This window comes from Campylobacter sp. CH278, assembly GCF_004378845.1.
In the GTDB taxonomy this organism is placed as follows: Bacteria; Campylobacterota; Campylobacteria; order Campylobacterales; family Campylobacteraceae; genus Campylobacter_D; species Campylobacter_D jejuni.
The window spans coordinates 41,248-68,030 of the sequence record NZ_RYXZ01000007.1 but is presented as its reverse complement, the minus strand read 5'-3'; the positions used below and the strand labels follow the sequence as shown (position 1 = coordinate 68,030).

Below are 26,783 nucleotides of genomic sequence, written 5' to 3'. Positions count from 1 at the left end.
TTTTTTAACCTTTTATTATAACATTTTAAAAATAAATTTTTGCTACAATGTAATTTTTGAAAGGAAAATCGTGTTTATAGCTGCTGCAAGATATCTTTTTTTATGCGATGAAGATTTTACAATACTAGAAAATCAAGCCTTTGTTTTTGAAGATAAAATTTTAGAATTGGGCGAATTGGATAATTTAAGAAAAAAATATCCCAAGGCTAAAATCATCAAAACACCTAAAAATTCGGTTATTTTACCTGCTTTTATAAATCCTCACACACACTTAGAATTTAGTGCAAATTCAACAACTTTACATTTTGGAGAATTTTTAATTTGGCTTAAAAGTGTTATAAATTCTCGTTCTATGTTAAATGCACAGGCCAAAGAAGAATTAATACTTCAAAGCATTAAAAAAATGCAAAAAAGCGGTATAGGCACTATAGGTGAAATTTCAAGTTTTGGGAGTGATTTAGATTCTTGTTTAAAGGCTAGTCAAAAGGGTATGCGTATAGTATTTTTTAATGAAATTTTGGGTACAAATGAAAATCAAGTTGAAGATAAAAAACAAGAATTTTTAAAAAGATTTGAAAATTCTTTGAAATTTAAAAATGATTTTTTTATCCCAGCAATTTCGATTCATTCTCCTTATTCAACTCATCCTAGTTTGGCTTATTTTGCTCTTGATTTAGCTAAAAAGCAAAATTTACTAGTTAGCACGCATTTTTTAGAAAGCAAGGCTGAAAATATCTGGCTTAGAGAGTCTAAAGGGGGGGTTAAAAAATGGCTTGAAAATTTCACACTTCATCCTAAGCCTCTTTATGCACCAAAGGATTTTGCTAAACTCTTTAAAGGAGTAAGGACTCTTTTTACGCATTGTGTTTATCTAAAAGAATATGAATGGTTGGATAAAAATTTACATTCTATTACACATTGTGCATTTTCAAATCGCCTTTTAAGTCAAAAAAGCTTAGATTTAAAAACAGCTTTAAAAAGTGGATTGAATATCCATTTAGGAACCGATGGACTTAGCTCAAATATTTCATTGTCCTTACTTGATGAAATGCGCGCGAATTTGCTTATACATAAGAATTTTGATTTATTAGAGTTAGCCTCTAAGCTTTTGCAAATGGCAACGCTTTATCCTGCAAGGGCTTTAAATTTAAATTTAGGAGAGCTTAAAAAAGGTAAAATTGCTGATTTTAGCGTATTTGAGCTAGGAGAATGTGATAAAAAGCAAGCTCCTTTGCAGTTTATTTTAAATGCTAAGGAAGTGGATAAATTATTTATAAAAGGAAAAGAATGCAAATTTTAAAATCATTTTTTAAGGCTTTAGGATGCGGTATAAAATTTATCAATACTTATTTTAAAACCTTTGTTTTATTGTTGATTGTTATATGGATTTTAATGCCTAGTGCAAATTCAAGCTCCAATCTTGCAAATTTAGAACGCATTGATTTAAAGGGTGAAATTTTTGATAGCTCTGCGGTTTTGGAAAAAATTATCAATGCTAAAAATGATAGCAATATTAAAGGAGTGCTTTTTGTTGTAGACTCTCCTGGTGGAGCTTTTGCTCCTAGTATGGAACTAGCTCTAGCTATAAAGGATTTAAAAATTAAAAAGCCTGTGCTTGTTTATGCAAGCGGAACTATGGCAAGTGGAAGTTATTTAGCAGGAGTTGGAGCAAATAAAATTTTAGCCAATCCAGCAAGTTTTATAGGCTCTATCGGTGTGATTATGCAAGGAGCTGATTTAAGCGGATTGGCTAATAAACTCGGTATTAAAGAACAAACTATTCAAGCAGGTGAATTTAAAAGTGCTGGAACTTTTGCAAGAGCTTGGAATGAGAATGAAAGAAATTTTTTACAGGGTTTAATAGATCAAAGTTATGATCTTTTTACAGGTTTTGTTGCCAAGGAAAGAGCGCTAGATCTTAATAAAAAAGATCAATGGGCAAATGCAAGAGTATTTTTAGCTGCCAAAGCTAAGGAGCTTGGTCTTATAGATGAGCTTAGTAATTATGAAAATGCTAAAAAGGAGCTTGAAAAACTTGCTAATGTTTCAAATCCTGTTTGGAAAGAAGAAGATAAGATTGATAAATTTCTTAATCGCCTAGAAGGACAAACATCAAGCTTGATAAGTAAAAGCTTAATCGAAATCGCTTATAAGACTAATAGCAGTTTTATAAACGCTAGATAAAATATATAAATATTTTTATTTAATTTTTGTAATATTTTTATGCAATAATTATTTATATCTTAGATAAGGAGTAAAATAATGAAAAAAAATATTGTTTTTTTCGAAGTTAAAGGTGGGAGTGATAAAGGTGAAGATGGTTATAGAAAAGATACCATGCCTATGGTAAATGCCTTAAAAGCTAAGGGTTGGAATGCTGAGGTGATTTTTTTTGAAGTGGGTAAAAAAGATGAAATTTACAAATATGTGAAAGAAAATTTTGATGGTTATGTTTCTCGCATCAATCCTGGCAATCTTAAAGAAGAAAATGAGTATTTTGATATGTTAAGAAAACTTTGTGCCGATAAGCTTGTAGGTATGCCTCATCCTGATGCTATGATAGGTTATGGCGCTAAAGATGCACTTACAAAATTAGCAGATACTGATCTTGTTCCAAGCGATACTTATGCTTACTATGATATTAAGACTTTTAAAGAAAATTTTCCAAAAAGTTTGGCTAAAGGTGAAAGGGTTTTAAAACAAAATCGTGGCTCTACAGGAGAGGGAATTTGGCGTGTGAGTGTAGAGGGTAATGTTAGTGGAGATAGTTTGCCTTTAAACACAAAAATCAAATGCACAGAAGCTAAGGATAATCATGTAGAACATAGAGAGCTTGGGGAATTTATGGATTTTTGTGAGCAATATATCATAGGTGATAATGGTATGCTTGTGGATATGACTTTTTTACCGCGCATTAAAGAAGGTGAAATCAGACTTTTAATGCTTTATAACACCCCTGTAAATGTAGTGCATAAAAAACCAGCTGAAGATGCTGATGCTTTTTCTGCTACGCTTTTTAGTGGGGCAAAATATCGCTATGATAAGCCAGAAGATTGGAAAACTTTGGTGGATATGTTTTTAGGCGAGCTTCCTAAGGTAAGGGAAAAATTAGGCAATTACGACTTACCATTGATTTGGACGGCTGATTTTATTTTAGATACTGATGAAAAGGGCAATGATAAATATGTTTTAGGCGAGATTAATTGTTCTTGTGTAGGCTTTACTTCCCATTTAGAACTTGCTGATGAAGTAGCTTCAAATATTATTAATATTGTAAGTAAAACTAAGGCTTAGTCTTTAAGTTTAATGTCCATTTTATTATTGCAAAATGGACATTCTTTTTCTATTGTTTTTAAGTTTGAGCTATATTCTATCGGGAAAAAATTTTCACAAAATGAGCATTTTGTATCTTTGGTTAGTATAGGATAGGAATAGTCAAATTTATCCAAAATAAAATATTTTATTTTTTTATCCATTAAATTTCCTTCTTTGTCTAACTTATACTTTATTTATTATTTTAACGCATAAATAGTTAATTAGAAATTTTCTGAATATTTTTTATAAAACTGTATGGCTTCTTTACATTTTTTACATTTAAATTTTACACCCTTAAGTTGAATTTTTTGATGAATTCCAAAAGGTACATCATGCATTTGTCCTACGCATTCACATGTATAAAGATAAACTGCATTTTCATCATCTTTTTCTTCTTTAACTTCTTCAAAGCTTACTTCTCCATCATCTTCAGAAGCCAAAGAAGATCTTCTGTATTGTTCAACCTTCATATCTTCATAAAGTATATGTTCTAAAAGCCATTTTTTAGAAACTGTGTAAAGCTTCTCTTTTAAATCATTAGTGGACTTTATATTTTTAATAAGATCTATCATGGATTGAATGATTTCTTTATGAATTCTTTTATGTTCTTCTAAGTCAGGATATCCTATAAGTTTCATGTATTTTTCTTCATCATTAAAATGATCTTTCATGTAGTTAAAAAATTCAGCCAATAAAGCTTTTACATCATCCTTGTAAACAGGTTTATCAAACATAAACTCTACTTTACCTGCAAGTTCAAAAAGTTTTTTGTGCTGTTCATCTATTTTTGCATTATGAACGCTATAGCTATCATCCCATTTTGGAAACATTTTTAATCCTTTAACTCACTTTTAACGTAGAATAAATTTTTTTGACATTTTTTACATCTTAATTGTTTTTTATGACAGAGAATGTCAAGGTGTTCTGTATATGAAAGTATGTGATTTGTTCTACAAGGGCAAGATATAGATAAATTCATATTCTTTATGTTTTACCTGTTTGGCGGTAGGGGTTGTTGGAGTGTTTTCGTATAATATTTCTTCATTGATTTTTTCAAGCTCTTCTTCTTGTTTGCTTAAAATTTGATCCGAAAGCCAATTTCCTATCATAACATCATGATGTAATATATGTTCTAAAAGCCACTCTGACATTATAGTATAAAGTTTTTCTTTTAAATCATTAGTGGTTTTTATGTTTTGTATAAGATAAGACATATCATGAATGATATTTTATGCATGATTTTGTGTTCATTTAAATAAGGATAATGAATTTCTTGCATATAATCTTCTTCATTACTAAAATGTTCTTTCATATAGTTAAAAAGTTCTGTTAAAATTTCTTTGAGTTCTTCTCGTTTTACAAATTTATAAACAGCACTTTCAACCTTGCCTGCAAGTTCAAAAAGTTTTTGGTGTTGAATGTCAATCATTGTATCATGAATACTGTATTTTTCATTCCAAGTTGGAATTAATTTATCCAAAAGCACCTTCTTTAATTTTTGTATTTAAAATTAATTTAATATATTTGAGTGAAATATTACATTATACTTTATTAAAATATTATTAATTAGAAATTATTTATTTTATTTATATTTGTATAATATAAAAAGTATATATAATTAATATTAAAAATTAAGACTTACTGATTCTAGTATAGAATCAGTAAATAATAATATGTGCAATTTGTGGCCCATGAACACCAAAAACAGTGATAAGTTCTATATCTGCTGTTCTTGAAGGCCCTGCTATAAATAAGATATTAGTAGGTAAAATTTCATTTTCTTTTTTTACTAAATTTAAAGCTTCGCTAAGACTTTTAACAACATTTTCTTTTTTAAGTAATACTACGCAAAGTTTAGGTGCAAGGCTTAGCATTCTAGGTTGAGTTTTACTTGAAGGTATAAGTGCAACTCCATGAGAGCTTACCCCTGCTCTTGCGTGAATGATGGAAAAATCACTATGAAAAACTTCAGATCTTAGATTTTCGATTTCTTTATCAAAGCAAATCTTCTTTTCTGCCTTGATTTGTTCTAAATCTAAATTTAAATCCGCCCCATAAATCATACTTTTAAAGCCATATTTTGCGACAATTTCATTGATTTTTTCTTCTAAGGTATCTTTAGTCGCATTTTCAACGATGTATTTGTTATCGCTCATTTTTTGCTTCATTTCTGTAAGCATATCTTGGGTGGTTTGGATATGTTCTACAGGATCTATACTTTCAATACGCGTAAAGTCTGTTTCTTTGTAAGCTTTTTTAAGATGTTCTAAAATACTTGCTTTACTTTTGCTTGAAATTTCATCGATTTTACTCATAGCTTACTCCTTCTAGTTTTTGCACTTCTTTATAAAGATCCATTTTAATTTGAGGTAATTCTTTAAAAGCGTACCATTTTTTAATCACAGGCAAAACACTTGCAAAATTTTGCACTGCCCAGTTGAAATAATGTGCTTTTGAAAGTGAAAAATGCCATTTATCGCCATTGGTTGCGATATTTTTAAATTGTTTAAAAGCAAAGGCTTCTAGGGCATTGTGATGAACATTATTTGCTCCTAAAGGTGGATTTTTACCTTGTCCTATTTTATCGCATCTTAACTTGCGAATAAGATCAGCTAAAGGAATTTGCACTGGACAAACTTCAGAACAACGCCCACAAAGTGAACAGAAATTTAAAATATCTCCTGTATGATCTATACCAAAAATATTAGGACTGATTACTTCTCCTATAGGTCCTGGATAAGTGGTTTGATAGGCATGTCCGCCGATTTGATCATAAACAGGGCAAAAATTCATACAAGCCCCACATCGAATACAACGCAAAGCCTCATAATAATCCTCATGAGCTAACATTTTAGAGCGATTGTGATCAAATAAAATCACATGTACTTCTTTAGGGCCATCTAAATCCCCATTTTTTCTAGGGCCTGTAATGATATTGTTATAAGTTGGTATAAATTGTCCTGTGGCTGAAGGAGTGAGCAAAGAAACCATAGTAGCCGCATCTTCAAAGCTTTCCATGACTTTTTCTATGCCGCAAAGTGCGATATGAATATCAGGTGCTGTAGTGCACATTCTACCGTTTCCTTCATTTTCTATAAGCCAAAAAGCTCCTTCTTTTGACATGGCAAAATTGACCCCACTAAGTCCAAGTTTTAAGCCTTCAAAATCTTTTCTTAAATGCTCTCTAGCTACCGCATTTAAACTTTCAGGTTCATCGTTTTCTAAATTTGCTCCTAATTTTTCTTTGAAAATTTCTCCGATTTCATGACGGTTTCTATGTATAGCAGGTACAACTATATGTAAAGGAGGCTCTTCGTTAAGTTGTAAAATAAGCTCTCCAAGATCGGTTTCTATAGCTTTTAACCCTTTTTTTTCTAGGTAGTGATTTAGGCCTATTTCTTCGCTTGCCATAGATTTACCTTTTAAAAGCTTGGTAATATTTTTTTCTTTCATGATTTCATAGACGATTTCACAGGCATCTTCATCACTACTTGCCCAATGCACTTTAATGCCATTTTTTGTAGCATTTTTTTCAAATTCTAAAAGCCTTTCTTCTAAACTCATTAAGGCATTGTTTTTAGCTTGTTTAGCTTTAGCTCTTAAACCCTGCCAGTCTTTAAATCTAGCATCAATAACATTGAGTCTATTTTTTTGTAAAGTATGCATGGCAGTCATTAAATTTTCTTGCATTTGTTTGTCATTGAGTTTAATTTGAACGATTTGTTCGTGAGGAATTTTTTGACTCATAGTCTTTCTCCTTCCAAGCGTTTGAGTAAAAAGTCATATAAGTGTATGCCTTTTATATCTAAACCCATTCTTTTCATTGTACCATCTATATTTAAAAGACAACCTCCATCGCCACTGATGAGATATTTTGCACCACTATTTTGTATATCTTTAATTTTACTTCTTACCATAGCATTTGAAATTTCAGGCTCTTTTACTGAAAAAGTTCCGCCAAAACCACAACATTCTTCTTCGTATTGAAGTTCTACTAATTCTACATTTTTTAGTTTTTTGATAAGATTTTTGCTCGCTTGTATGCTTTTTTGCACTCTTAAAGCATGGCAATTAGAATGCCAAGTTACTTTTATAGGTGCACCTTTATCTTCATAATCTACTTTTAAAACTTCATCAAGGTATTGTGAAAGTTCTATAACCCTAGAGCTAAAATCTTTGACTTTAGAAAATTCAGGTCTGTTTTTAAAAAGTTCTTTATAGTCATGACTCATCATACCCGCACAAGAACCACTTGGCACAACGATGGGATAATCTTTATCAAATAAATCTACATTATATAAAGCAATCTCACGACTTTCATCGAAATAACCTGAGTTAAAAGAAGGTTGAGCACAACAGGTTTGATTTTTCTTAAAAATCACTTCAATACCTTCACGCCTTAAAAGTTTTATTGCATTTAAAACGCTTTGTTGCATAGCAGCAGTTCCTAAGCATGTGGCGTAAAAATACACCTTTTTCATCATCTCTCCTTTTGGGATAATTTAGGATAAATATTATAATCCTGTAAAAATAAAAGCAAAGTAAAATTTCCAACAAATATTCTAAAAACGAATATTTGTTGAAATAAAACTTAAATTTTTAATTATTTTACTATAACTTCAGGGATGATTCCTTGTAAGAAAAAAGCTATAATGCAAGTCCAAATTCCTATTAAAACAATAAAAGCTACAGAATATTTTAATGTGAATTTGAAAAGATCAGATTCTTTTCCTACAAGTCCAACCGCCGCGCAAGCTATAGCAATGCTTTGCGGACTGATCATCTTTCCAACGACTCCACCTACTGAATTAGCCGCTAAAAATAAAGCTTCACTAATACCTAGTTTTTGAGCGCTTACTTGTTGCAAGGTTCCAAAAAGTAAATTAGCACTTGTATCAGAGCCTGTTAAAAATACCCCTATCCAACCAATGATTGGTGAAAAGAAAGAAAAAGCATTACCTGTGTGTGCAAAAGCAAGCCCTAAGGTAGTGCTCATACCGCTATTTTTAGAAATAAAAGCAAAAGCCACAACCAAACCTATGGTGATACAAGGTATGGCCATTTCTTTTAAAGTAGCCCAAAAGCATTCTGCTGCATCTTCGGCTTTGATTTTTAAAATAGCTATAGTCAAAAAAGCTGCAAGTAAAATCGCCGTTCCTGCTTGAGCTACGGTTTTTCCATTGATCAAATCTACACCTAAGGCCAAAGATAAAGGTTTAGCTTCTCCTATGCCTGTGATAGAAGGACTTAAAATTCCAGCTGTGATATTGCTAAATTGTAAAGTAATACTTGTATAGCTTAAAATTCCGTCCTTATCAAAGAGAGCTTTAAACCAAGGTTGTGTCCAAATGATAATGCAAACAATGAGTAAAATAAAAGGCGACCAAGCTTTTAGAATTTGATTAAAGTTTAGTGTGTTATCTTGAGTGAAATTGCTTTCATTGTCAAATCTAAAAATATTTTTTGGTTTCCAAAATTTTAAAAATATAGTTGTAACCGCTAAAGAAACTACAGCTGAAATAATATCAGGCAATTCTGCTCCTAAGTGATTTGAGCTTAAAAATTGAGTAGTTGTAAAACTTAGCGCCGCAACTAAAATAGCTGGAAAAGTTTCTTTAACGCCTTTAAATCCATCCATTAAAAAAACTATGAAAAAAGGTATAGTAAGGCTTAAAGGAACTAGCATTCTACCTACCATGGCAGAAACTGAATGCTGTTCTATGCCGACAAGATTTGCCATAGCAATAATAGGAATTCCTACCGCACCAAAAGCAACAGGAGCAGTATTTGCGATAAGACAAAGCCCTGCAGCTTGCAAAGGACGCAAGCCAAGTCCTACTAAAAGTGCAGCAGTTATAGCCACAGGACCACCAAAACCTATAGCACCCTCTAAAAATGAACCAAAACAAAAACCTATTAAAATCACTTGAATTCTATGATCTGGAGTAATACTCATCACGCTTTTTTTAATGATTTCAAAAGAACCTGACTTGATAGAAAGTTTGTAAAGAAAGATTGCCGCGATGATAATCCAAGCTATAGGCCACATACCATTTGTAAAGCCTTGAATAAAACTTGCACCCACTAAATTCCAAGGCATTTTATAGGCAAATAAAGCTACCAAAGTAGCAAGTATAACAGTTAAAAAACCTGCTTGATAGCCTTTAAGTTTTAAAACAACCAAACAAACTAAAAAACATAGTATAGGTAAAAATGCTACTAAAGCACTTAGCCAAATGTTTGAAAAAGGGTCATAAACTTGTTGCCATGTTAAAATTTGCTCCAATTTTTCTTCCTTGATAATTATTTATGTATAAATTTATTGTAACAAAAAATTAAATTAAAATAAAAAAATTATAGAGTAAAGTAAATTACATTGTATTGTTATTAATTATTTTGTGTATTTTAGTAACATCATAAATATTAAATAAATATAAAAATAGAACAAGATAAAAATCTTATTCTAAAGGGGTAGCAGCTGTTAAAGGTGGGGTTATAATCATTAGTTCATTTACTTCAGCAAAAAAATTAGGATCTAGGGTGCAAGGGGCTATTCCAAAGCGTTTTTGTATAGGAATATTTGGATTAAAAAAAGTTACTATACATTCATCAGATTCCAAAACTAAAGAACGAATTTGCACAGCTGAAGTTGTTGTTGGCATTATAGAAAATACAGTTTCTAATTTACCATCTTTTAGATCATCTTGACAAGATTTTGCTCCAAAGGTTCCATCTTCTAAGATAGCCAAACAAAGATCGCTTTCCTTTGGATTTGTAAATTGCACATAACCAAAAGGAAGTTCATCAGCTAATTTATCTTTTTGTTTTAACTCATCGCTTAAAACAATTTCTTTAATATTCCAATTTTGATCAATAGGATCTTTTGAGGTATCCCTAAAGGCACTTAAAAAAATTCCTGTTTCTAAGCTTCTTATAGAAACCATTTCGGTAAAATCTTTCAAATCTCCAGTAGGAGTTGCAAAGGCTAAAGTTATAAACATAAAAAACAAAGTAATAATTTTTTTCATATTAAATGTCCTAAAATTTTCTAAAATTTACTGGAAAATGATCCGAAACTATATGAGATCTTAAACTTGCAAGCATTAAAATCGCAGCTAAAAGCGGTGGAGTATAGGTTTGTTGTCTATTTGAATTTCCTGTAATTGCATAATCAAGAGTCCCTCCGCTTGCTTGAGTTGCACTAGTTGGAAAAACCACTCTAATTCTATTTGCTAATTCTCTATCCACTGTACTTGTTATAGTAGAAGGATCACGGTTAAAATCCCCTGCTATCATCCAGTTAACTTGAGGCATATTTGCAAAATGTGCATCTACAGCTGTGATAATTGCTCCTACATCTGTTCCTCCATTGGCTAAAGCATGGATATTGAAAAAAGCATCATTTCCATTGCGAATTCCTATAATAGGTCTTGAAACTGTAGTAGGTGGAGGTAAAACAATCACTTCTTCAGCTTGCATTCTTGAAACTATAGCTAAATTTACACGATTAGTTCCTACATCAACGCGAGAATAATAAATAAAAACCCTATCAGGCCTTGAAAGAGTTCCCAAATTCCACTCATATTCATCAATAGGTGTTCCACCTTGTTGCACATGGCGTCCTGTTGGAGTGGCTGTTCTTGGTAAAGTTCCTGCTTCTTGTATCATTAAGATATCTAAGGGGTTTGCTCCACTTACAAGTTGTCTTACGCTAACACTCCATTTGCTTTCTGTGGCTGCGGATGAGCCTTGCAAATTCCAAGTGCCAACATTAAAATTTTCTAAATTTGCAAAAGCAAGGTTAAAAGATAAAAATAAACATATAATTTTTTTCATCGTACCTCTCCTTGGCGATATAAAGGTTTTGCGGTAAAAGGCGGAGTAGTTAAAAACCATTGTTGATCAAAATTATCTTTTTTTGCACACTCTACGGTAAAAATTTTAAAAACCTTGTGAAAATCACCATAAAGATTTGTAATAGGTGCTTGTATGCATTTTCCATTTCCTAAATTTTTAATTTGAACCGCTGTATTGCTCATAGGGATAAGTTTCCACATTTGTGCGTGATTGCTTGCATCGCAAGGATAATGGACAATTCTATTGCCATAAGCATTAAGACAAGTATTGGTTTTGGCATTTTTAATCATTGCAAAATCATTAGGATAAAGCAAAAGTTGCCAAACTCTAGCATCGCCAAATCCTTTACTATCGATTAAAGTATAGCCCCAAATCCAATTTCCTTGTGCTAAAGCCCAAACCGTTAAAGCTGCTCCGCTAGGGCCTAAAATGGTTAAAAAATCAGAAACCGCAGGGCGATTTTCAAAAATTAAAACATCATTAAAAGCTTCTCTTTAAAGCGAGGATTGATCCCATTTACTGCATTATTGTTGGCACTATTGCTTGTTCTAGTTAAAGGTGGGGTAATAGGAGTAATAGGTACTAAATCAGCACCGCTAATTAAACTTGGAATTTCTTGATTGGTAGGAAAAGTAGGTTCAAGCCCTAGTTTTAAAGGATCAGTATCTTCAAATTCTCCAAATGAACGCCCCAAAGGATTTACATTTTCAAATTTAGAAGAACATGCATAAAGAAAAAAAGTCATAAAACAACATAAAATAAAAACTATAATTTTTTGCATTAAAAACCTTGATATGTATTTAAATTTTTAAGAAAATAATAACATAAATTTCATTATAATTTTCCGCTTTTTAAAAATGTTTTATTTTGTTGTTTTTAAAGGTAGAATTTACATGTATCTTAAACACTTATATTTTAGTATCTCTCAAATTTTTAATTTTTACAAAGAAGGTTTTAAAAATTTAACTCTTGGAAAGACCCTTTGGAAAATTATCTTTATCAAACTTTTTGTTATGTTTGTGATTTTAAAACTTTTTGTTTTTGATGTAAATTTTAATTCTATTTTTAAAAGCGACAAAGAAAAAAGCACTTTTGTACTCAAAAATCTTACACTCGAAGGAAAATAAATGAACGAACTTAGTAGCGTTGATTGGTCAAGAGCGCAGTTTGCCTTAACTGCACTTTATCATTTTTTGTTTGTGCCTTTAACCTTAGGCTTGTCTTTTATGATTGCTATCATGGAAACCATCTATGTAAAAACTAAAAATGAAAGATGGAAAAAAATCACCAAATTTTGGCTTTCATTATTTGCCATAAATTTTGCTATCGGTGTAGCTACAGGCATTATAATGGAATTTGAATTTGGAACAAACTGGGCAAATTATAGCTGGTTTGTGGGCGATATTTTTGGCGCACCTTTGGCGGTTGAAGGTATTATGGCATTTTTCTTAGAGGCTACTTTTTTTGCAGTTATGTTTTTTGGCTGGGATAAAGTAAGTAAGGGTTTTCATTTACTTTCAACTTGGTGTGTGGCTATAGGAAGCAATCTTTCTGCTTTTTGGATTTTAGTGGCAAATGGTTGGATGCAATATCCTGTAGGAATGAGCTTTAACCCTGATACAGCAAGAAATGAAATGCAAAACTTTTTTGAAGTAGCACTTTCTCCTGTGGCTATTTCAAAATTTTTACATACCATAGGCAGTGGTTATGTGATTTCAGCTTTATTTGTAATGGGAATTTCAGCTTGGTTTATGTTAAAAGGACGCCATATTATCGAGGCTAAAAAAAGCTTAGTTGTAGGAGCTAGTTTTGGTTTGGTTTGTTCAATCTTTTTATTTTTCAGTGGAGATGAAAGTGCTTATCGTGTAACTCAAACTCAACCTATGAAACTTGCAGCTATGGAAGGGGTTTATCAAGGTGAACATCGTGCAGGGCTTGTGCCTTTTGGAATTTTAAATCCTAAAAAAACCATAGATAATAACGAAAGTGTGTTTTTATTTGACATTACTATACCTTACGCTCTTTCTATATTAGGAAACCGTGATCCAAATTCTTTTGTTCCAGGAATTGAAGATTTGATCTATGGAAATGAAAGCAAAGGTATAGAACCTATGCAGAATCGTATCGATAGAGGAAAAATCGCTATACAAGCTCTAAAAGACTATAAACTTGCTAAAGAAAACAATGATACAATAGCTATGGCAAATCACAAATCCATTTTAGAAACTCATTTTAAAGATTTTGGTTATGGATATTTAGAAAAACCAAGTGATACTATTCCGCCTGTGGCTTTAGCTTTTTATAGCTTTCACATCATGGTTGCTTTAGGAAGTTTTTTCTTTTTGCTTTTCATCGTTACACTTTATCTTACTATGGCAAATGATATTGAGAAATTTAGAAAAGTACTTTGGGTGTGTTTGTTATCCATTCCATTGGGTTATATCGCCGCTGAAGCAGGCTGGATTGTTGCTGAAGTAGGCAGACAACCTTGGGCAATTCAAGACTTACTTCCCGTACATATCGCAGCAACACAACTTGGAAAAGTCAATATTCAAATTTCATTTTGGATTTTTGCAGTACTTTTTACAGCCTTATTGATTGCAGAAGTTAAAATCATACTTACTCAGATTAAAAAAGGTTTTGACGCACATGCAGGACATACTCCACTTATGGGCAAAGGAGAAAAATAATGTTTTTTGGTTTAGAACTTGAAGGTTTGCAAATTTATTGGTGGTTGATTTTAAGTTTGCTCGGCGGACTTTTGGTTTTTATGTTTTTTGTCCAAGGTGGACAGACTTTAATCGATGAGCTTAGCAAGGATGAGCTTGAAAAAACCATGCTAGTCAATTCTTTAGGACGTAAATGGGAGCTTGGCTTTACAACTCTCGTACTTTTTGGCGGAGCAGCTTTTGCAGCTTTTCCGCTTTTTTATAGTACAAGTTTTGGCGGGGCTTATTGGGCTTGGCTTTGTATTTTATTTTGTTTTATTTTACAAGCTGTGGCTTATGAGTATCGTAAAAAAGAAAATAATGTTTATGGCTCTAAAACCTATGAAATTTTTCTTAAAATCAATGGCTATTTAGGGGTATTTTTAATCGGAGTTGCAGTAAGTAGCTTTTTTAGCGGTTCTGAATTTATCTTAAATGAGCATAATTTCGTTTCTTGGCAAAATCCTTTGCATGGCTTAGAGCTTTTACTCAATCCTTTTAATTATCTCTTAGGCTTAGCTTTAGTATTTTTAGCAAGGCTTTTAGGTGCAGCGTATTTTATGAATAATATCAATGATGAAAATATCAAAATAAGAGCTATGAAAAAACTCATGGTCAATAGCATTTTATTTTTACCTTTTTTCTTAGGTTTTTTAGCGTGGATTTTCTTAAAAGATGGTTTTAGCATAGATGCAAATGGCATTGTAAGCATGAGTGCGAATTTGTATTTATATAATTTTTTAAATCAAATGATTTTTGCTATCTTGCTTGTTATCGGTGTGATTTTAGTGCTTTTAGGTATGGTTCAAGGAGCAAAAGGTTGCTCTAAAGCTATTTTTACCCTAGGACTTGGAACGGTTTTAACGGTTTTTGCTTTATTATCAAGCATTGGTTTAGGTCAAAGTGCTTTTTACCCATCTTTAAATGATTTGCAAAGTTCTTTAACTTTAAAAAATGCAAGTTCAAGCTATTATACTCTAAGCGTCATGGCTTATGTATCTTTACTTGTGCCTTTTGTTTTAGCTTATATTATCTATGTTTGGAATGCAATGGATAAAGTAAAAATCACACGCGAAGAAATCGCAAACGATGATCACGCATATTAAGGAGAAAAAATGTTACATGCTTTGTTTTTATTGGCTTGGCCTTTAGTAATTTATCTAAGCTATAAATTTATAATGCTAAATATCAATCAATTAGAAAAAGATAGCAAACTATAAAGCAAGATAAGATTTAAACCGATATAAGTATAAATCTTTTCAAAATATTGCAATTTGCCCATTTTTGGGCATCTTTTAATCATAAATCTTTTAAAGCTTCATTGGCAGCATCAAGGGCGTGAATAAGGCTTGTATCAAAAATTTTGATATTTGTATCATTTTTGGATATTAATAAACCAATTTCAGTGCAAGCTAAAAGTACTCCCTTTGCCCCTTTTTCTTGTAGTTTATTTATAATATTTAAATATTTTTCTTTAGAATCTTGCTTGATTTCACCTTTGCAAAGCTCATTAAAAATAATATCATTAACGATTTTTATATCTTCATCACTAGGAGTAATAACGCTAATATTTTCTTCAATCAGTATTTTTTTATAAAAATCCTGCGTCATTGTGTATTTAGTACCCAATAAACCAATTTTTTGTATGTTTTCTTGTTTTAAAGCCTTAGCAGAACTTTTTGCAATATGCAAAATAGGGATATTTATATTTTGTTGAATTTCATCAAAAACCTTATGCATAGTATTAGTTGCAATTATTATAAAATTAGCCCCTGCAAGTTCTAATTTTTTAGCACATTGAGTCAAAATTTGTGCAGCTTCTTGCCATTTATCTTGGCTTTGTAAATTTTCTATTTCTTCAAAATTAACACTGTAAAGTAAAATTTTTGCAGAATTTAAAGATTTTAATTTATCATTTATAGCTTGATTTATTGTTTTATAATAAGTAATAGTGCTTTCAAAACTCATTCCGCCTATAATACCAATGGTTTTCATTTTTCTCCTTAAGAATTAATTTTTGAGTTATTTTATTACAATATATTTCATAGAAATATGATTTATTTTTAAATAAATAAATATATTTTAATATTTTTATTAAAATTTAAAATAATTTTTTAAACTATTTTCCAATCTATAGGAATTTTATCAACTTTTTTTAAAAATTCATTAGCCTTTGAAAAATGCTTACAACCTAAAAATCCTGTTCTAGCTAAAGGGCTTGGGTGGGCTGCTTTTAAAATCAAATGCTTAGTATTATCAATCAAAATCTCCTTGCTTTTTGCGTAATTTCCCCAAAGCATAAAAACAAGTCCTGATTTTTCATTGCTTAATTTATGTATTATAGCATCACTAAATTCTTGCCAACCCCACGAACTATGGCTAGCTGCTTTATTTGCTTCAACGCTAAGAATAGAATTTAAGAGCAAAACTCCTTGTTTTGCCCAAGAGCTTAAATCTCCGCTTTTTGCTGGAGTGATGTTTAAATCATTTTGCAATTCTTTAAAAACATTATTAAGACTTGGTGGGATTTTTACATTTTTTGGAACCGAAAAACTAAGCCCCATTGCTTGATTTGGTTGATGATAAGGATCTTGTCCTAGGATAATAATTTTAATTTCTTTTAAAGGACATAAATTAAAAGCATTAAAGATTAAATTTGCAGGTGGATAAATAATTATATTTTGATTAATCGCATTTAGGTATTGTTTTTTGATTTCTAGAAAATATTTTTTTTGAAATTCGTCTCTTAAAAATTCTTTCCAGTCATCATTTATTTTAATCTTATCTATGTTTATTGTAATTTCTTCCATATTATCCCTAATTATTTAAATTATTAAAAATTTTATTCTAACAAAAAAGCTTGCAAAAATATATTAATTTTTTTTGAAGTAAATAAAATTTTTTATATTAATAAAAATTAAATATAAAGACATAATAGGATATAAAAATACTTAATTTATTGTATTTGAAAGTAGTTTTCTTATTAACCAATTATTAACTAAAAATGCAATATCATTATTTTATGATTTAAATCAAAAATTTTTGATTTTAAATTAAAATACTTTTATGAAAGGTTCAACATGGGAACAAGAAAAGAACATGATTTTATTGGGGAATTAGAAATCTCTGATGAGGTTTATTATGGAGTGCAAACTTTTAGAGCTGTTGAAAATTTTGATATTTCTCATGATAGATTAAAAGATTTTCCTCGCTTTGTTAGAGCTTTAGCTAGAGTAAAAAAAGCTGCAGCTATGGCAAATCATGAATTAGGTCTTTTGGATAAAAATATCCAAGATGCGATTATTAAAGCGTGCGATAAAATTTTAGAAGGCGGGTATTATGATCAATTTGTAGTAGATATGATCCAAGGAGGTGCTGGAACAAGTACAAATATGAATGCTAATGAAGTTATAGCGAACATAGGACTTGAACTTATGGGTCATAAAAAAGGTGAATACCAATATCTCCATCCAAATGATCATGTTAATTTAAGCCAAAGTACTAATGATGCTTATCCTACAGCTTTACACCTTGCCTTGCATGATTATTTAAGTGATTTGGCAAAAGCTATGGAACATCTAAAAAAAGCTTATGAGAGAAAAGCTGAAGAATTTAAAGATGTTCTTAAAATGGGTAGAACCCAACTGCAAGATGCTGTACCTATGACTTTAGGTCGTGAATTTAAAACTTTTGCCGTAATGATAGGTGAAGATATACAAAGAGTATTAGAAGCTAGAAAATTGATTTTAGAGATCAATTTGGGTGGAACTGCTATTGGAACGGGAATTAATTCTCATCCTGATTATCCGAAGGTTGTAGAAAGAAAAATAAGAGAAGTGACAGGTTTTGAATATACTGTGGCTGAGGATTTGATCGAGGCGACTCAAGATACGGGAGCTTATGTACAAATTTCAGGTGTTTTAAAACGTGTTGCAACAAAACTTTCTAAAGTATGTAATGACTTAAGACTTTTAAGCAGTGGTCCAAAATGTGGTCTTAATGAGATTAATCTTCCAAAAATGCAACCAGGTAGTTCTATCATGCCAGGTAAGGTAAATCCTGTTATTCCTGAAGTAGTTAATCAAGTTTGTTATTTTGTTATTGGAGCAGATGTAACTGTAACTTTTGCTTGTGAGGGTGGACAATTACAACTTAATGTTTTTGAACCAGTTGCAGCGTATAGTTTATTTAATTCTATTGTAATGCTAGAAAAAGCAATGTATACTTTAGCTGATAAATGTATAGATGGTATTACTGCAAATGAAAAAATTTGTTCAGACTTCGTCTATAATTCAGTAGGTATAGTAACAGCTTTAAATCCTTATATTGGCTATGAAAATTCAGCTTCTATAGCTAAAGAGGCAATGAACACTGGAAAAAGAGTGGCTGATATTGCGCTTGAAAGAGGGCTTTTAAGTAAAGAACAAATTGATGAAATTTTAACTCCATCAAATATGCTAAATCCTCACATGGAAGCTAAAAAATAGCATTTTAGGATTTAATATGGATATAATGATAATTTTGCAAGTAATCGTCCTTCTTGGGGCGATTTTTATCGGTATTCGCCTAGGCGGTATTGCTATAGGTTATGCTGGAGGATTAGGTGTAGTTATACTAGGACTTGTTTTAGGTATGAAACCTGGTAATATTCCTTGGGATGTTATTTTAATTATTGCTGCAGCTATTGCAGCAATTTCTGCTATGCAACAAGCAGGTGGACTTGATTATATGGTAAGGGTGACAGAAAAAATTTTAAGATCAAGCCCTAAATTTATAAATTATTTAGCTCCAGCTTGTGGGTGGTTGCTTACAATCTTAGCAGGAACAGGAAATGCAGTATTTTCTTTAATGCCTGTTGTAGTTGATGTTGCAAAATCTCAAAATATAAAACCTAGTGTTCCACTTTCATTAATGGTTGTTTCTTCGCAAATTGGAATCACTGCTTCTCCTGTGAGTGCAGCTGTGGTTTATATGAGCGGCGTTTTAGAGCCACTTGGATGGAATTATCCAACTTTAATTGGAATTTGGATCAGTACAACTTTTATAGCTTGTATGCTTACAGCTTTTATAGTGAGTTTAATCACTCCTATGGATTTAAGCAAAGATAGCGTTTATCAAGAACGCTTAAAAGCAGGACTTGTTAAAGATGCAGGAGCTATTTTACATGGTGAAGATAAACCAGGTGCTAAACTTTCAGTAGGAATTTTCTTGATCACTGTTTTGGCAGTTGTGCTTTATGCAACCGCAATTTCAAGCAATATTAAATGGATTGATCCTGTTGTGGTTCCAAGAGATGCAGCTATTATGAGCTTTTTACTTACTGCAGCAACTTTGATCACTTGGCTTTGTAAAGTTGAACCAGGTAAAATTCTTGATACCAGTGTATTTAAAAGTGGTATGACTGCTTGTGTTTGCGTTTTTGGTGTAGCATGGCTTGGAAATACTTTTGTTGCAGGACACGAAGCTTCTATTAAAGAAGTAGCAGGCGACTGGGTTAAACAAACCCCTGCTATGTTAGCAGTTGCATTTTTCTTTGCAAGTATGCTTTTATATTCTCAAGCAGCAACCGCAAAGGCCATTGTACCTGTAATTATCACCGCTTTAGGAATTTCAGCAGCAAATCCGCATGATTCTTATATGCTTGTAGCTTGTTTTGCAGCAGTTTCGGCACTTTTTGTGCTTCCAACTTATCCAACTTTACTTGGTGCTGTGCAAATGGATGATACAGGAACGACTAGAATTGGTAAATTTATATTTAATCACTCTTTCTTTATACCAGGAGTTTTAGCTATTGCAATTGCTGTAGCATTAGGCTTTGTATTAGCTCCTATGCTTATTTAAATCAAACCCTAGGTTTTTCTCTCCTGGGGTTAAAATTTTTTCATTAGTTTTTAAGTATATACTACGCTATAATATTCATTTTTAATTTTCTTTAAGAAAGAAATTTAATGAAGATAAAAGTTGGGTTGATTTTTTCAGGTATTGTTTGCCTTTTTTTAACAGCTTGTGTTAATCAGGTTAAACAAAATACAACATTTGAAAATGCTTTAACACAAAAATATTGTGGTGATGATTTTTTCAATCAAAATTTAGAAAAAATTAAAAAAAATGATGATGTCATTTATACAGGATTAAATGCAGGTTTGATTGCTAGAAATTGTGGTGATTTTAACAAAAGTAATGTATTTTTTGATGCTGCGGAAGAATCTTATAAATATGATGTGGATTTAGAAAATGTAGGCTCTAAAGCAGCTAAATTTGTTGGTACAACCTTGCTTAATGATACTATAGTTGATTATGATGGTTCTTTATATGAAAGAATTATGGTTAATATATATAAAGCTCTAAACTATATGGAAGAAGATGATTATGAAAATGCAAGAGTTGAGTTTAATCGTGCTTTAATGCGTCAAGATAAAGCAAAAGAATATTTTGCTAAAGAAATTGAAAAAAATCGTGCTGATTTAGATAAGGCAAAAGAAGATAAAAATTATGATAAAAATATGAATGAAAACTCAAAAGTTATAGAAGAGCAATATGACAACTTATTTAAAGAATTTGATACAACAAAAAATTTCATAAATCCTTATGCGACTTATCTTGCTTCAATATTTTTCTTTATGGATAAAGATTATAGAAAAGCTGCAGATTTATTTAGAGAAGTAGCTATTATTTATCCAAAAAACAAAACTATCAAAAAAGAGGCTAAAATTTTTAAAGAATATGCCACAAAAATAAAAGTCAAAAAAGCTAAAAAATATGTTTTTGTAGTTTATGAAAATGGATTTGGTGTAGTTAAGGATGAATTTGCTTTAACCTTACCTTTTATAGTGGATAAAAAAATTATTAGCACAAATATTGCTTTGCAAACCTTGAAAAAAAGGGAAGCTTCTTTTGCAAATTTAAATATAAATAATCAAAATACAAATGATTTTGTAGATTTAGACAATATTGTCGCTACTGAATTTAAAATAAATATGCCTGCAATGATTGCTAAAGCCTTAGCTCAAACTATAATTAAAACCACTTTAAATGTAGCTGTTGCAAATAATGACTCTACAGGTGGATGGCTAAGTCTTGCAACAGCAGTAGCAACTGCTGCAACCAACAAAGCTGATGTGCGTTCTTGGAGAGGTTTACCAAAAAGTATTGCCATAGCAACAATAGAAAACGACGGAAATTTAGAAATCAAAGATCCACAAGGCAATATTTTGTTTCAAAAATCATTGGATAAAAATAAAAATGCTCTTGTGATAGTGCGTTCTTTTGCTCCGTATTTACCTGCAAGTGTTGCTATCATGGAAAAATAAGGCTAAAAGATGAAAAAAAATATTTTATTTATTTTAATGTTTTTACTTAGTGCTTGTGCACCAAGTTATCAAATAAATTCAAATCAAAATACTGTAATTTTAGGTTCAAATTTACCAAAAAGTTTAGTAAAACAATTTCAAAAGCGTATAAATAGCAATGGTTATTTAGAATTTGAAGTGATTTTACGCAGTACTTTTGCTAAAGATGTAATTTATAAAGTGGATTGGTTAGATAAAGATGGTTTTGCGCTAAGAGATGTTTTAAATGAGGACTATCAAGCCCTTAGAATTCCAGCAGGACAAGAGGTGATTCTTCGTAAACTTGCATCTGATATAAGAGCGAAGGATTTTAGATTAGAAATTAAAGCAAAAAATTAATCTCATTTTAGGAAGGATAAATCATGAAAAAAACAAAAATTTTAGGAACAGCTCTTATTGGAGCTTTGCTTTTTAGTGGTTGTGCGCAAACAGCTTATACAGATGGAAAGGCAAGTCAAGTGAAAAAAGGCGATGCTTTAACCTTGGGTCTTGATAGACAAGATTTTGAAAGTGCAGCTGAAACTATGATAAATAGTATGTTAAGCGATCCTGCTTTTGCAAATATTAAACCAGGTACAAGAAAGGTTATTGCTATTGGTAGGGTTGTGAATGATACCCCGCAAAGAATCGATACTGAAAAACTTACCGCAAAAATCACTTCTGCATTAAGAAAATCAGGTAAATTTGTTCTAACTTCAGCAGTTGCTGCAGGCGGAGCACTTGATAGCATGAGTGAAGATGTAAGAGAATTAAGAGATAATGATGAGTTTAATCAAAAAACCATAGCAAAAAAAGGGACATTGGTATCGCCTGATTTTTCTCTTGCGGGTAAAATTAGACAAGATAATGTAAAACTTAGCAATGGTAAAACTCAAGTTGAATACTTTTTCTTACTAAGACTTACTGATTTAACATCAGGTTTAGTTTATTGGGAAGATGAGCAAACTATTGATAAAACTGGTTCTAGTAAATCAGTTACTTGGTAAAATAAAAATTAATTTATGAATAAAATTTTTAGCTCAAGTGTTTAGCTTGAGCTTTTTTTATGATTTTTAAAAGGATATGAAATGAAAAAAATATTATTTATCGGCTCTTTAGTTATGGCAAGTTTACTTTATGCACAAGGTTCCCAGCCTGTAGAAATTACACAACAAGATATAAATACTCAAAATGAAATGTCTGATGCAAGTACTAAGGATATTACCCCAAAATCAATTGAAGATTTTTTTGAAGAATTTGCGGATAATTTCGGTATAGAATATGGTATAACCAAAGATGGAAAAACTTTTTATACAGGAAAAAGTACTGTTGCTGTAAATGATACTGATCCACAATTTGCACAAGCTTTACAAAATGCTTATCAAAAAGCAATGTTAAATTTGCAAAGTGAATTTATAAGAGATGCTTTTGGAAGAATTGCTACAAGCAGGATTCAAAATTATGAAGCAGATAATTCTACTAATGCTAAGGAATTTGATGAATTGCCAAAAGGTGATAAGGTTGATCAAATTTTAAATAAACTTACACAATTAGCTGGTGCTCAGCTTGATAAGGCGTTAAAAGATTTAGGTATAGATACAAATTCTTTAAGCGAAGACAGAAAAAAGACTTTATTAAAGCAAGAATTTCTTAATAAAACTATGACAAATGCCATAGGTTCTATGAGTGGACTTGTTCCTGTGCAAACTATAGTTACACAAAGAAGAGGTGAGTATGATGTAGGTGTTATTGCTGTTATTTCCAATAAAACTCGCCAATTAGCAAAAGATATGGCACTAGCAAGACAGAGTGCTATTAAGGGTAAAGGCAAGGCAATAAGTGAGTATCTGCCAAAAGATACAAAAGGCTTTTTAAATGAATATGGAATTCGCTTAGTTTATGATGAAAATGGTGCGCCTATTATTTTAAGTTATGGAAACTGGGGTTATGTAGCAGATCCTAGCAATGCTAAAAAAACAAATATTTTAGAAGATAGAGCCAAAGAAACAGCACTTACTATGGCTGATGCTGCTATTATAGAGTTTATTAATACAAATTTAAGTCTTAAAGATGAAAGAACAACTGGTGATACTTACGAGGAAATCATCAAACAAAGTATTAATGTTAATGATAGTTCCACTCAAGAACAAACTCAAAACATAACAAATATTATTGATAAAGTAAATAGTAAAATAAAAGCAAGCGCAAGCGGTAAAATTCGTGGTATTCGTACTCTTAAAAAATGGAGCTATACAAGTGAAAATGGTATTGAACATGTAGGGCTGTGAGATTTTATTCTTATGAAAATTTAGCTAACACAAATGAGGCTTTAAATTTAAAGTCAAATGTAACAAAAAATGAAGCTAAAAAATCTTCTAGCATACAAAGAAGCTCTAATGTTGTAAATAGTATGGATGATTTTTAAAGGTAAAAGATGAAAATAATTAAAATTCTTTTTTTAGGCTTATTTTTAAGCCTAAGTCTTAATGCTAAAGTTATAACCACAACTTCAACAAAATCAAGCACAGGCGAAGGCACAGGCTTGACTAGGGAAGATGCAATAAACAATGCCATTATAGAAGCTATAGGAAAAATGAGTGGAGTAAGCATCAATTCTCTTAAGAAATCTAACACTAGCGTTTCAACTGATAATTCAGGTTCAAATATACAAGATAATTACAGCGAGCAAATTTCAAAAGCCACCAAAGGTAGAGCTGATACTTATGAAATCAATAGTGTTGAACAAGATGCAAATGGTAAATATACAGCCAATGTAACGATTTTTAAAACCACAACAACAAAAAAGTATCAAGCTCCAGGTTTAAGCGCAGATAATAGAAGAAGTATTACTGTTTTTGATTCTACTCCAGATGCTGCAAAAAGAGGTATAGGCTCAGCTTTGCAACAAAAAATCATTTCTGATTTATTGCAAAGTCGTAAATTTAATGTTTTGGACCGTGATTCTAGTGGCTATTATGAAATGGAAAAAGCTTTAATCAAAAGTGGCGACGCAGCTAGTGATGAAGTTTATAAACTTAAAAATGTGTTAGCAACAGATTATATTTTATTGTTTTCTATTTCAGGACTTGAAGGTAAACAAAAAACAAGCAATTTAACAGGAAAAAGCAAAACTGAAATTGAAGTTATTGTAGATTATCGTGTGCTTTTATTTGCTATAAGACAAATTAAATTTTCTAATACTTTAAGTATGAAAGTCAATCTTAAAGACAATAGTCTTAGTGCCAATGAAGCTGCACTTAAACAAATTGCAAACCGCATTTCAGGAGATATTTTAAATGCAATTTATCCTTTAAAGGTTGCAGCTGTTGAAAACAATGAAGTGGTATTTTCTCAAAGCTTAAATCAAGGTGATGTTTATGAATGTTTTGTTCTTGGCAAGGCTATAAAAGATACTTATACAAAAGAAAATACAGGAAGAGTAGAAAGCAAAACAGGAAGTATTGAAATCACTCGCACAAGCCCTAAACTTTCTTATGCAAAAATCACAGAAGGTAGTGTAAAAGTGGGCGATATTTGTAGACCTTTAATTGGTAGCAATAGTGGAAATGGCTACACTATAGGTCGTGATGCAAATTATCAAACCCAAGAAGGCGGCGGAGTAAATCTGGGATTTTAAATTTTTAGAGTTTGATTTTTCTCAAACTCTAAATCCTTTCTTAAATTCATCAAAAATTAAAGAAAAATTTTGTAAAATCGAAATTTTATTAAACCACTAAAGCTTTTAAATCCGTTATTGCGGTGCTTTATGGTACTACCAATTTATAAGGAAAAGCAATGTATGCTATTATCAAACACAGCGGAAAGCAATACAAAGTAAGTGTTGGCGATGAGCTAAAACTAGATCACTTTGAAGCTGAAAGCAAAGCAAGTATTGAAGTAAGCGAAGTTCTTGCTATCAATGATAAAGAATTAAAGGTAGGTGCGCCTTTCGTAGCAGGTGCAAAAGTTGTTTTGGAAGTGATCAATCACGGAAAAGATAAAAAAGTTGTGATTTACAAAAAAAGACGCAGAAAAGATTCTAAACTCAAACGCGGTTTTAGAAGACAATTTACTCGCGTTGTAGTAAAAGATATCAAAGCTTAAGGAGTAAAGAATGGCACACAAGAAAGGTCAAGGTTCAACTCAAAATAACCGCGATTCTATAGGTCGTCGTTTAGGTGTTAAAAAATTTGGTGGCGAGTTTGTTAGAGCTGGAAATATCATCATCCGCCAAAGAGGAACTGCAACTCATGCAGGTAACAATGTAGGTATGGGAAAAGATCATACTATCTTTGCTTTGATTGATGGTTTTGTAAAATTCGAAAGAAAAGACAAAGACAGAAAAAAAGTTTCTGTATATCCTGCATAAGTTTTTAGGACGCTTTTTAGCGTCTTGAAAACTTTAAATTTATAAATTTAACTTCTTTTATTTACTCAAATTTAGCTTTATAAATTTAAAGTCAAAGGCAATTTAAATGTTTATTGATAGTGTTAAAATTACTTTAGCTTCAGGCGATGGTGGTAAAGGTGCTGTAAGTTTTCGCCGTGAAAAACATGTTCCACTTGGTGGCCCTGATGGGGGAGATGGTGGAAATGGTGGCGATATTATTTTTGTATGTGATAATAATACCCACACTCTTGTAAATTTCAAAGGCAAAAGAGAATTACGCGCACAAAATGGTGCTGGTGGAATGGGACGCAATAAAAATGGCAAAAAAGGTGAAAATTTAGAACTTATAGTACCCGAAGGAACGCAAGTTATCGATGCACAAACTAATGAAATTTTACTCGATCTTACCAAAGAAGGACAAAGAGAGCTTTTTTTAAAAGGTGGAAAAGGCGGACTTGGCAACACTCATTTTAAACACGCCACCAATCAACGTCCTGATTACGCACAACCTGGTATAAAAGGAGAAAGTCGCTTAGTCAGACTTGAGCTTAAACTTATCGCCGATGTAGGACTTGTAGGTTTTCCAAATGTAGGAAAATCTACCCTTATAAGCGTTGTTTCAAATGCAAAACCTGAAATTGCAAATTATGAATTTACTACCCTTACTCCAAAACTTGGACTTGTGGATGTAGATGAGTATAATTCCTTTGTAATGGCTGATATTCCAGGGATTATTGAAGGAGCAAGTGGGGGCAAAGGCTTAGGACTTGCTTTTTTAAAGCACATAGAAAGAACGAGCTTTTTGCTTTTTGTACTAGATCCTATGAGAGAAATGCCTTTAAAAGAACAATTTATAGTACTAAGAAAAGAACTTGAAAAATTTTCCAATGAACTTTTTGGGCGTAAATTTGGCATCATGATTTCAAAAAGTGATAGTGTTAATTTAGGAGAAGAATTTGCCGAGCAAATTACTTTAAACATTAACGAGTTAGAAAATTATCTCAAAGAAATAAATAACCCACAAAGCTTTTTAATCAAAGTCTCAAGCCTTGAAAAAACAGGACTTAAAGAACTTAAATTCATGCTTTTAGAAGAAATTAAAACTTTAAGAAATAACAAATAAAAATTTTAACAATCTAGGAAGTGTTTTATATTAAAAATTTCAAACACTCCCTACTTTTTCAA

25 protein-coding genes and 3 pseudogenes are annotated in these 26,783 nt (G+C 31.4%); 16 read left to right on the top strand and 12 right to left on the bottom strand.

What is annotated here, in order from left to right; all coding sequences use genetic code 11:
* The first annotated feature begins 70 nt into the window (after nt 1-70).
* The 3 genes from ELQ04_RS06815 to ELQ04_RS06805 all read left to right on the top strand — a co-directional run bounded on the left by ELQ04_RS06815 (nt 71) and on the right by ELQ04_RS06805 (nt 3,294).
* A complete protein-coding gene (locus ELQ04_RS06815; RefSeq protein ID WP_002938451.1) occupies nt 71-1,300 on the top strand; it encodes a metal-dependent hydrolase in 1,230 nt (409 codons plus the stop codon).
* A complete protein-coding gene (gene sppA / locus ELQ04_RS06810; RefSeq protein ID WP_002854721.1) occupies nt 1,288-2,184 on the top strand; it encodes a signal peptide peptidase SppA in 897 nt (298 codons plus the stop codon). Before ELQ04_RS06815 ends, sppA begins: the two co-directional genes overlap by 13 nt.
* A 78-nt stretch (nt 2,185-2,262) precedes the next feature.
* Nucleotides 2,263-3,294, top strand: coding sequence for a Cj0069 family protein (locus ELQ04_RS06805; RefSeq protein ID WP_002851763.1), 1,032 nt, complete (start codon nt 2,263-2,265; stop codon nt 3,292-3,294).
* Here the strand turns inward: ELQ04_RS06805 and ELQ04_RS06800 are convergent.
* The 10 genes and pseudogenes from ELQ04_RS06800 to cdtA form a co-directional block, all read right to left on the bottom strand.
* A complete protein-coding gene (locus ELQ04_RS06800; protein WP_002867099.1) occupies nt 3,291-3,476 on the bottom strand; it encodes a hypothetical protein in 186 nt (61 codons plus the stop codon). The two genes, ELQ04_RS06805 and ELQ04_RS06800, sit on opposite strands and share 4 nt — an antisense overlap.
* A 60-nt stretch (nt 3,477-3,536) precedes the next feature.
* On the bottom strand, nt 3,537-4,145 hold the full coding sequence (locus tag ELQ04_RS06795) for a bacteriohemerythrin (RefSeq protein ID WP_002854639.1): 609 nt from the start codon (nt 4,143-4,145) through the stop codon (nt 3,537-3,539).
* Nucleotides 4,146-4,147: 2 nt separating this feature from the next.
* Nucleotides 4,148-4,795 (bottom strand): annotated as a pseudogene (locus tag ELQ04_RS08970) (bacteriohemerythrin).
* A gap of 178 nt (nt 4,796-4,973) precedes the next feature.
* The gene (locus ELQ04_RS06780) at nt 4,974-5,630 is read right to left on the bottom strand and encodes a lactate utilization protein C (RefSeq protein WP_002865968.1); all 657 of its coding nucleotides are present in this window, start codon (nt 5,628-5,630) and stop codon (nt 4,974-4,976) included.
* Nucleotides 5,623-7,062, bottom strand: a complete 1,440-nt coding sequence (locus ELQ04_RS06775; protein WP_002937074.1) for a LutB/LldF family L-lactate oxidation iron-sulfur protein — start codon at nt 7,060-7,062, stop codon at nt 5,623-5,625. Before ELQ04_RS06775 ends, ELQ04_RS06780 begins: the two co-directional genes overlap by 8 nt.
* Nucleotides 7,059-7,799, bottom strand: a complete 741-nt coding sequence (locus ELQ04_RS06770) for a (Fe-S)-binding protein (protein ID WP_002859761.1) — start codon at nt 7,797-7,799, stop codon at nt 7,059-7,061. The genes ELQ04_RS06775 and ELQ04_RS06770 overlap by 4 nt, the downstream gene beginning before the upstream one ends.
* 119 nt (nt 7,800-7,918) lie before the next feature.
* On the bottom strand, nt 7,919-9,601 hold the full coding sequence (locus ELQ04_RS06765) for an L-lactate permease (RefSeq protein WP_044778225.1): 1,683 nt from the start codon (nt 9,599-9,601) through the stop codon (nt 7,919-7,921).
* Nucleotides 9,602-9,773: 172 nt separating this feature from the next.
* Entirely contained in the window at nt 9,774-10,343 is a 570-nt protein-coding gene (gene cdtC, locus ELQ04_RS06760; RefSeq protein WP_002865971.1) for a cytolethal distending toxin subunit Cj-CdtC, read from the bottom strand.
* Nucleotides 10,344-10,353: 10 nt separating this feature from the next.
* A complete protein-coding gene (gene cdtB / locus ELQ04_RS06755; protein ID WP_002937080.1) occupies nt 10,354-11,151 on the bottom strand; it encodes a cytolethal distending toxin nuclease subunit Cj-CdtB in 798 nt (265 codons plus the stop codon).
* Nucleotides 11,148-11,953 (bottom strand): annotated as a pseudogene (gene cdtA / locus ELQ04_RS06750) (cytolethal distending toxin subunit Cj-CdtA). The gene cdtB and the pseudogene cdtA overlap by 4 nt, the downstream one beginning before the upstream one ends.
* A gap of 112 nt (nt 11,954-12,065) precedes the next feature.
* On the opposite strand from cdtA, the gene ELQ04_RS06745 reads away from it, so the two are divergent.
* Genes ELQ04_RS06745 through cydB form a run of 3 tightly spaced genes read left to right on the top strand, consistent with a single transcriptional unit; the run spans nt 12,066 to nt 14,986 of the window.
* The gene (locus ELQ04_RS06745; protein WP_002851632.1) at nt 12,066-12,299 is read left to right on the top strand and encodes a DUF4492 domain-containing protein; all 234 of its coding nucleotides are present in this window, start codon (nt 12,066-12,068) and stop codon (nt 12,297-12,299) included.
* On the top strand, nt 12,300-13,862 hold the full coding sequence (locus ELQ04_RS06740; protein ID WP_002937082.1) for a cytochrome ubiquinol oxidase subunit I: 1,563 nt from the start codon (nt 12,300-12,302) through the stop codon (nt 13,860-13,862).
* Nucleotides 13,862-14,986: a cytochrome d ubiquinol oxidase subunit II gene (cydB, locus tag ELQ04_RS06735; protein ID WP_002937083.1), complete on the top strand. Its 1,125-nt coding sequence runs from the start codon at nt 13,862-13,864 to the stop codon at nt 14,984-14,986. The genes ELQ04_RS06740 and cydB overlap by 1 nt, the downstream gene beginning before the upstream one ends.
* A 193-nt stretch (nt 14,987-15,179) precedes the next feature.
* Here the strand turns inward: cydB and ELQ04_RS06730 are convergent, their stop codons facing one another.
* Complete coding sequence (locus ELQ04_RS06730) at nt 15,180-15,875, bottom strand: aspartate/glutamate racemase family protein (RefSeq protein WP_002895094.1); 696 nt, start codon at nt 15,873-15,875, stop codon at nt 15,180-15,182.
* Between the two features lie 119 nt (nt 15,876-15,994).
* Nucleotides 15,995-16,690: a uracil-DNA glycosylase gene (ung, locus tag ELQ04_RS06725; protein ID WP_002907982.1), complete on the bottom strand. Its 696-nt coding sequence runs from the start codon at nt 16,688-16,690 to the stop codon at nt 15,995-15,997.
* 270 nt (nt 16,691-16,960) lie between these two features.
* On the opposite strand from ung, the gene aspA reads away from it, so the two are divergent.
* From aspA to obgE, 10 genes and pseudogenes are all read left to right on the top strand, one after another.
* Complete coding sequence (gene aspA / locus ELQ04_RS06720) at nt 16,961-18,367, top strand: aspartate ammonia-lyase (RefSeq protein WP_002854440.1); 1,407 nt, start codon at nt 16,961-16,963, stop codon at nt 18,365-18,367.
* Between the two features lie 16 nt (nt 18,368-18,383).
* Entirely contained in the window at nt 18,384-19,721 is a 1,338-nt protein-coding gene (locus ELQ04_RS06715) for an anaerobic C4-dicarboxylate transporter (protein WP_002857725.1), read from the top strand.
* A 107-nt stretch (nt 19,722-19,828) separates the two neighbouring features.
* Entirely contained in the window at nt 19,829-21,190 is a 1,362-nt protein-coding gene (locus tag ELQ04_RS06710) for a hypothetical protein (protein ID WP_044778226.1), read from the top strand.
* Nucleotides 21,191-21,199: 9 nt separating this feature from the next.
* Nucleotides 21,200-21,568, top strand: a complete 369-nt coding sequence (locus ELQ04_RS06705) for a YcfL family protein (protein WP_002894245.1) — start codon at nt 21,200-21,202, stop codon at nt 21,566-21,568.
* 23 nt (nt 21,569-21,591) lie between these two features.
* Complete coding sequence (gene lpoB, locus ELQ04_RS06700; protein WP_002851945.1) at nt 21,592-22,215, top strand: penicillin-binding protein activator LpoB; 624 nt, start codon at nt 21,592-21,594, stop codon at nt 22,213-22,215.
* 81 nt (nt 22,216-22,296) lie between these two features.
* Nucleotides 22,297-23,633 (top strand): annotated as a pseudogene (locus ELQ04_RS06695) (DUF6844 domain-containing protein).
* 9 nt (nt 23,634-23,642) lie between these two features.
* Nucleotides 23,643-24,845, top strand: a complete 1,203-nt coding sequence (locus ELQ04_RS06690) for a CsgG/HfaB family protein (RefSeq protein WP_002937103.1) — start codon at nt 23,643-23,645, stop codon at nt 24,843-24,845.
* 158 nt (nt 24,846-25,003) lie between these two features.
* A complete protein-coding gene (gene rplU, locus ELQ04_RS06685; RefSeq protein ID WP_002778820.1) occupies nt 25,004-25,312 on the top strand; it encodes a 50S ribosomal protein L21 in 309 nt (102 codons plus the stop codon).
* Between the two features lie 10 nt (nt 25,313-25,322).
* Entirely contained in the window at nt 25,323-25,577 is a 255-nt protein-coding gene (gene rpmA, locus ELQ04_RS06680; protein WP_002800974.1) for a 50S ribosomal protein L27, read from the top strand.
* A 106-nt stretch (nt 25,578-25,683) separates the two neighbouring features.
* Entirely contained in the window at nt 25,684-26,721 is a 1,038-nt protein-coding gene (obgE, locus tag ELQ04_RS06675; protein WP_002937106.1) for a GTPase ObgE, read from the top strand.
* Nucleotides 26,722-26,783: the final 62 nt, after the last annotated feature.

Bases quoted from the DNA above. Each gene is read 5' to 3' on its own strand.
- sppA (WP_002854721.1), top strand. From the start codon at position 1,288: ATGCAAATTTTAAAATCATTTTTTAAGGCTTTAGGATGCGGTATAAAA.
- ELQ04_RS06805 (WP_002851763.1), top strand. From the start codon at position 2,263: ATGAAAAAAAATATTGTTTTTTTCGAAGTTAAAGGTGGGAGTGATAAA.
- ELQ04_RS06800 (WP_002867099.1), bottom strand. From the start codon at position 3,476: ATGGATAAAAAAATAAAATATTTTATTTTGGATAAATTTGACTATTCC.
- ELQ04_RS06795 (WP_002854639.1), bottom strand. From the start codon at position 4,145: ATGTTTCCAAAATGGGATGATAGCTATAGCGTTCATAATGCAAAAATA.
- ELQ04_RS06780 (WP_002865968.1), bottom strand. From the start codon at position 5,630: ATGAGTAAAATCGATGAAATTTCAAGCAAAAGTAAAGCAAGTATTTTA.
- ELQ04_RS06775 (WP_002937074.1), bottom strand. From the start codon at position 7,062: ATGAGTCAAAAAATTCCTCACGAACAAATCGTTCAAATTAAACTCAAT.
- ELQ04_RS06770 (WP_002859761.1), bottom strand. From the start codon at position 7,799: ATGATGAAAAAGGTGTATTTTTACGCCACATGCTTAGGAACTGCTGCT.
- cdtC (WP_002865971.1), bottom strand. From the start codon at position 10,343: ATGAAAAAAATTATTACTTTGTTTTTTATGTTTATAACTTTAGCCTTT.
- cdtB (WP_002937080.1), bottom strand. From the start codon at position 11,151: ATGAAAAAAATTATATGTTTATTTTTATCTTTTAACCTTGCTTTTGCA.
- ELQ04_RS06745 (WP_002851632.1), top strand. From the start codon at position 12,066: ATGTATCTTAAACACTTATATTTTAGTATCTCTCAAATTTTTAATTTT.
- ELQ04_RS06740 (WP_002937082.1), top strand. From the start codon at position 12,300: ATGAACGAACTTAGTAGCGTTGATTGGTCAAGAGCGCAGTTTGCCTTA.
- cydB (WP_002937083.1), top strand. From the start codon at position 13,862: ATGTTTTTTGGTTTAGAACTTGAAGGTTTGCAAATTTATTGGTGGTTG.
- ELQ04_RS06730 (WP_002895094.1), bottom strand. From the start codon at position 15,875: ATGAAAACCATTGGTATTATAGGCGGAATGAGTTTTGAAAGCACTATT.
- ung (WP_002907982.1), bottom strand. From the start codon at position 16,690: ATGGAAGAAATTACAATAAACATAGATAAGATTAAAATAAATGATGAC.
- aspA (WP_002854440.1), top strand. From the start codon at position 16,961: ATGGGAACAAGAAAAGAACATGATTTTATTGGGGAATTAGAAATCTCT.
- ELQ04_RS06715 (WP_002857725.1), top strand. From the start codon at position 18,384: ATGGATATAATGATAATTTTGCAAGTAATCGTCCTTCTTGGGGCGATT.
- ELQ04_RS06710 (WP_044778226.1), top strand. From the start codon at position 19,829: ATGAAGATAAAAGTTGGGTTGATTTTTTCAGGTATTGTTTGCCTTTTT.
- ELQ04_RS06705 (WP_002894245.1), top strand. From the start codon at position 21,200: ATGAAAAAAAATATTTTATTTATTTTAATGTTTTTACTTAGTGCTTGT.
- lpoB (WP_002851945.1), top strand. From the start codon at position 21,592: ATGAAAAAAACAAAAATTTTAGGAACAGCTCTTATTGGAGCTTTGCTT.
- ELQ04_RS06690 (WP_002937103.1), top strand. From the start codon at position 23,643: ATGAAAATAATTAAAATTCTTTTTTTAGGCTTATTTTTAAGCCTAAGT.
- rplU (WP_002778820.1), top strand. From the start codon at position 25,004: ATGTATGCTATTATCAAACACAGCGGAAAGCAATACAAAGTAAGTGTT.
- rpmA (WP_002800974.1), top strand. From the start codon at position 25,323: ATGGCACACAAGAAAGGTCAAGGTTCAACTCAAAATAACCGCGATTCT.
- obgE (WP_002937106.1), top strand. From the start codon at position 25,684: ATGTTTATTGATAGTGTTAAAATTACTTTAGCTTCAGGCGATGGTGGT.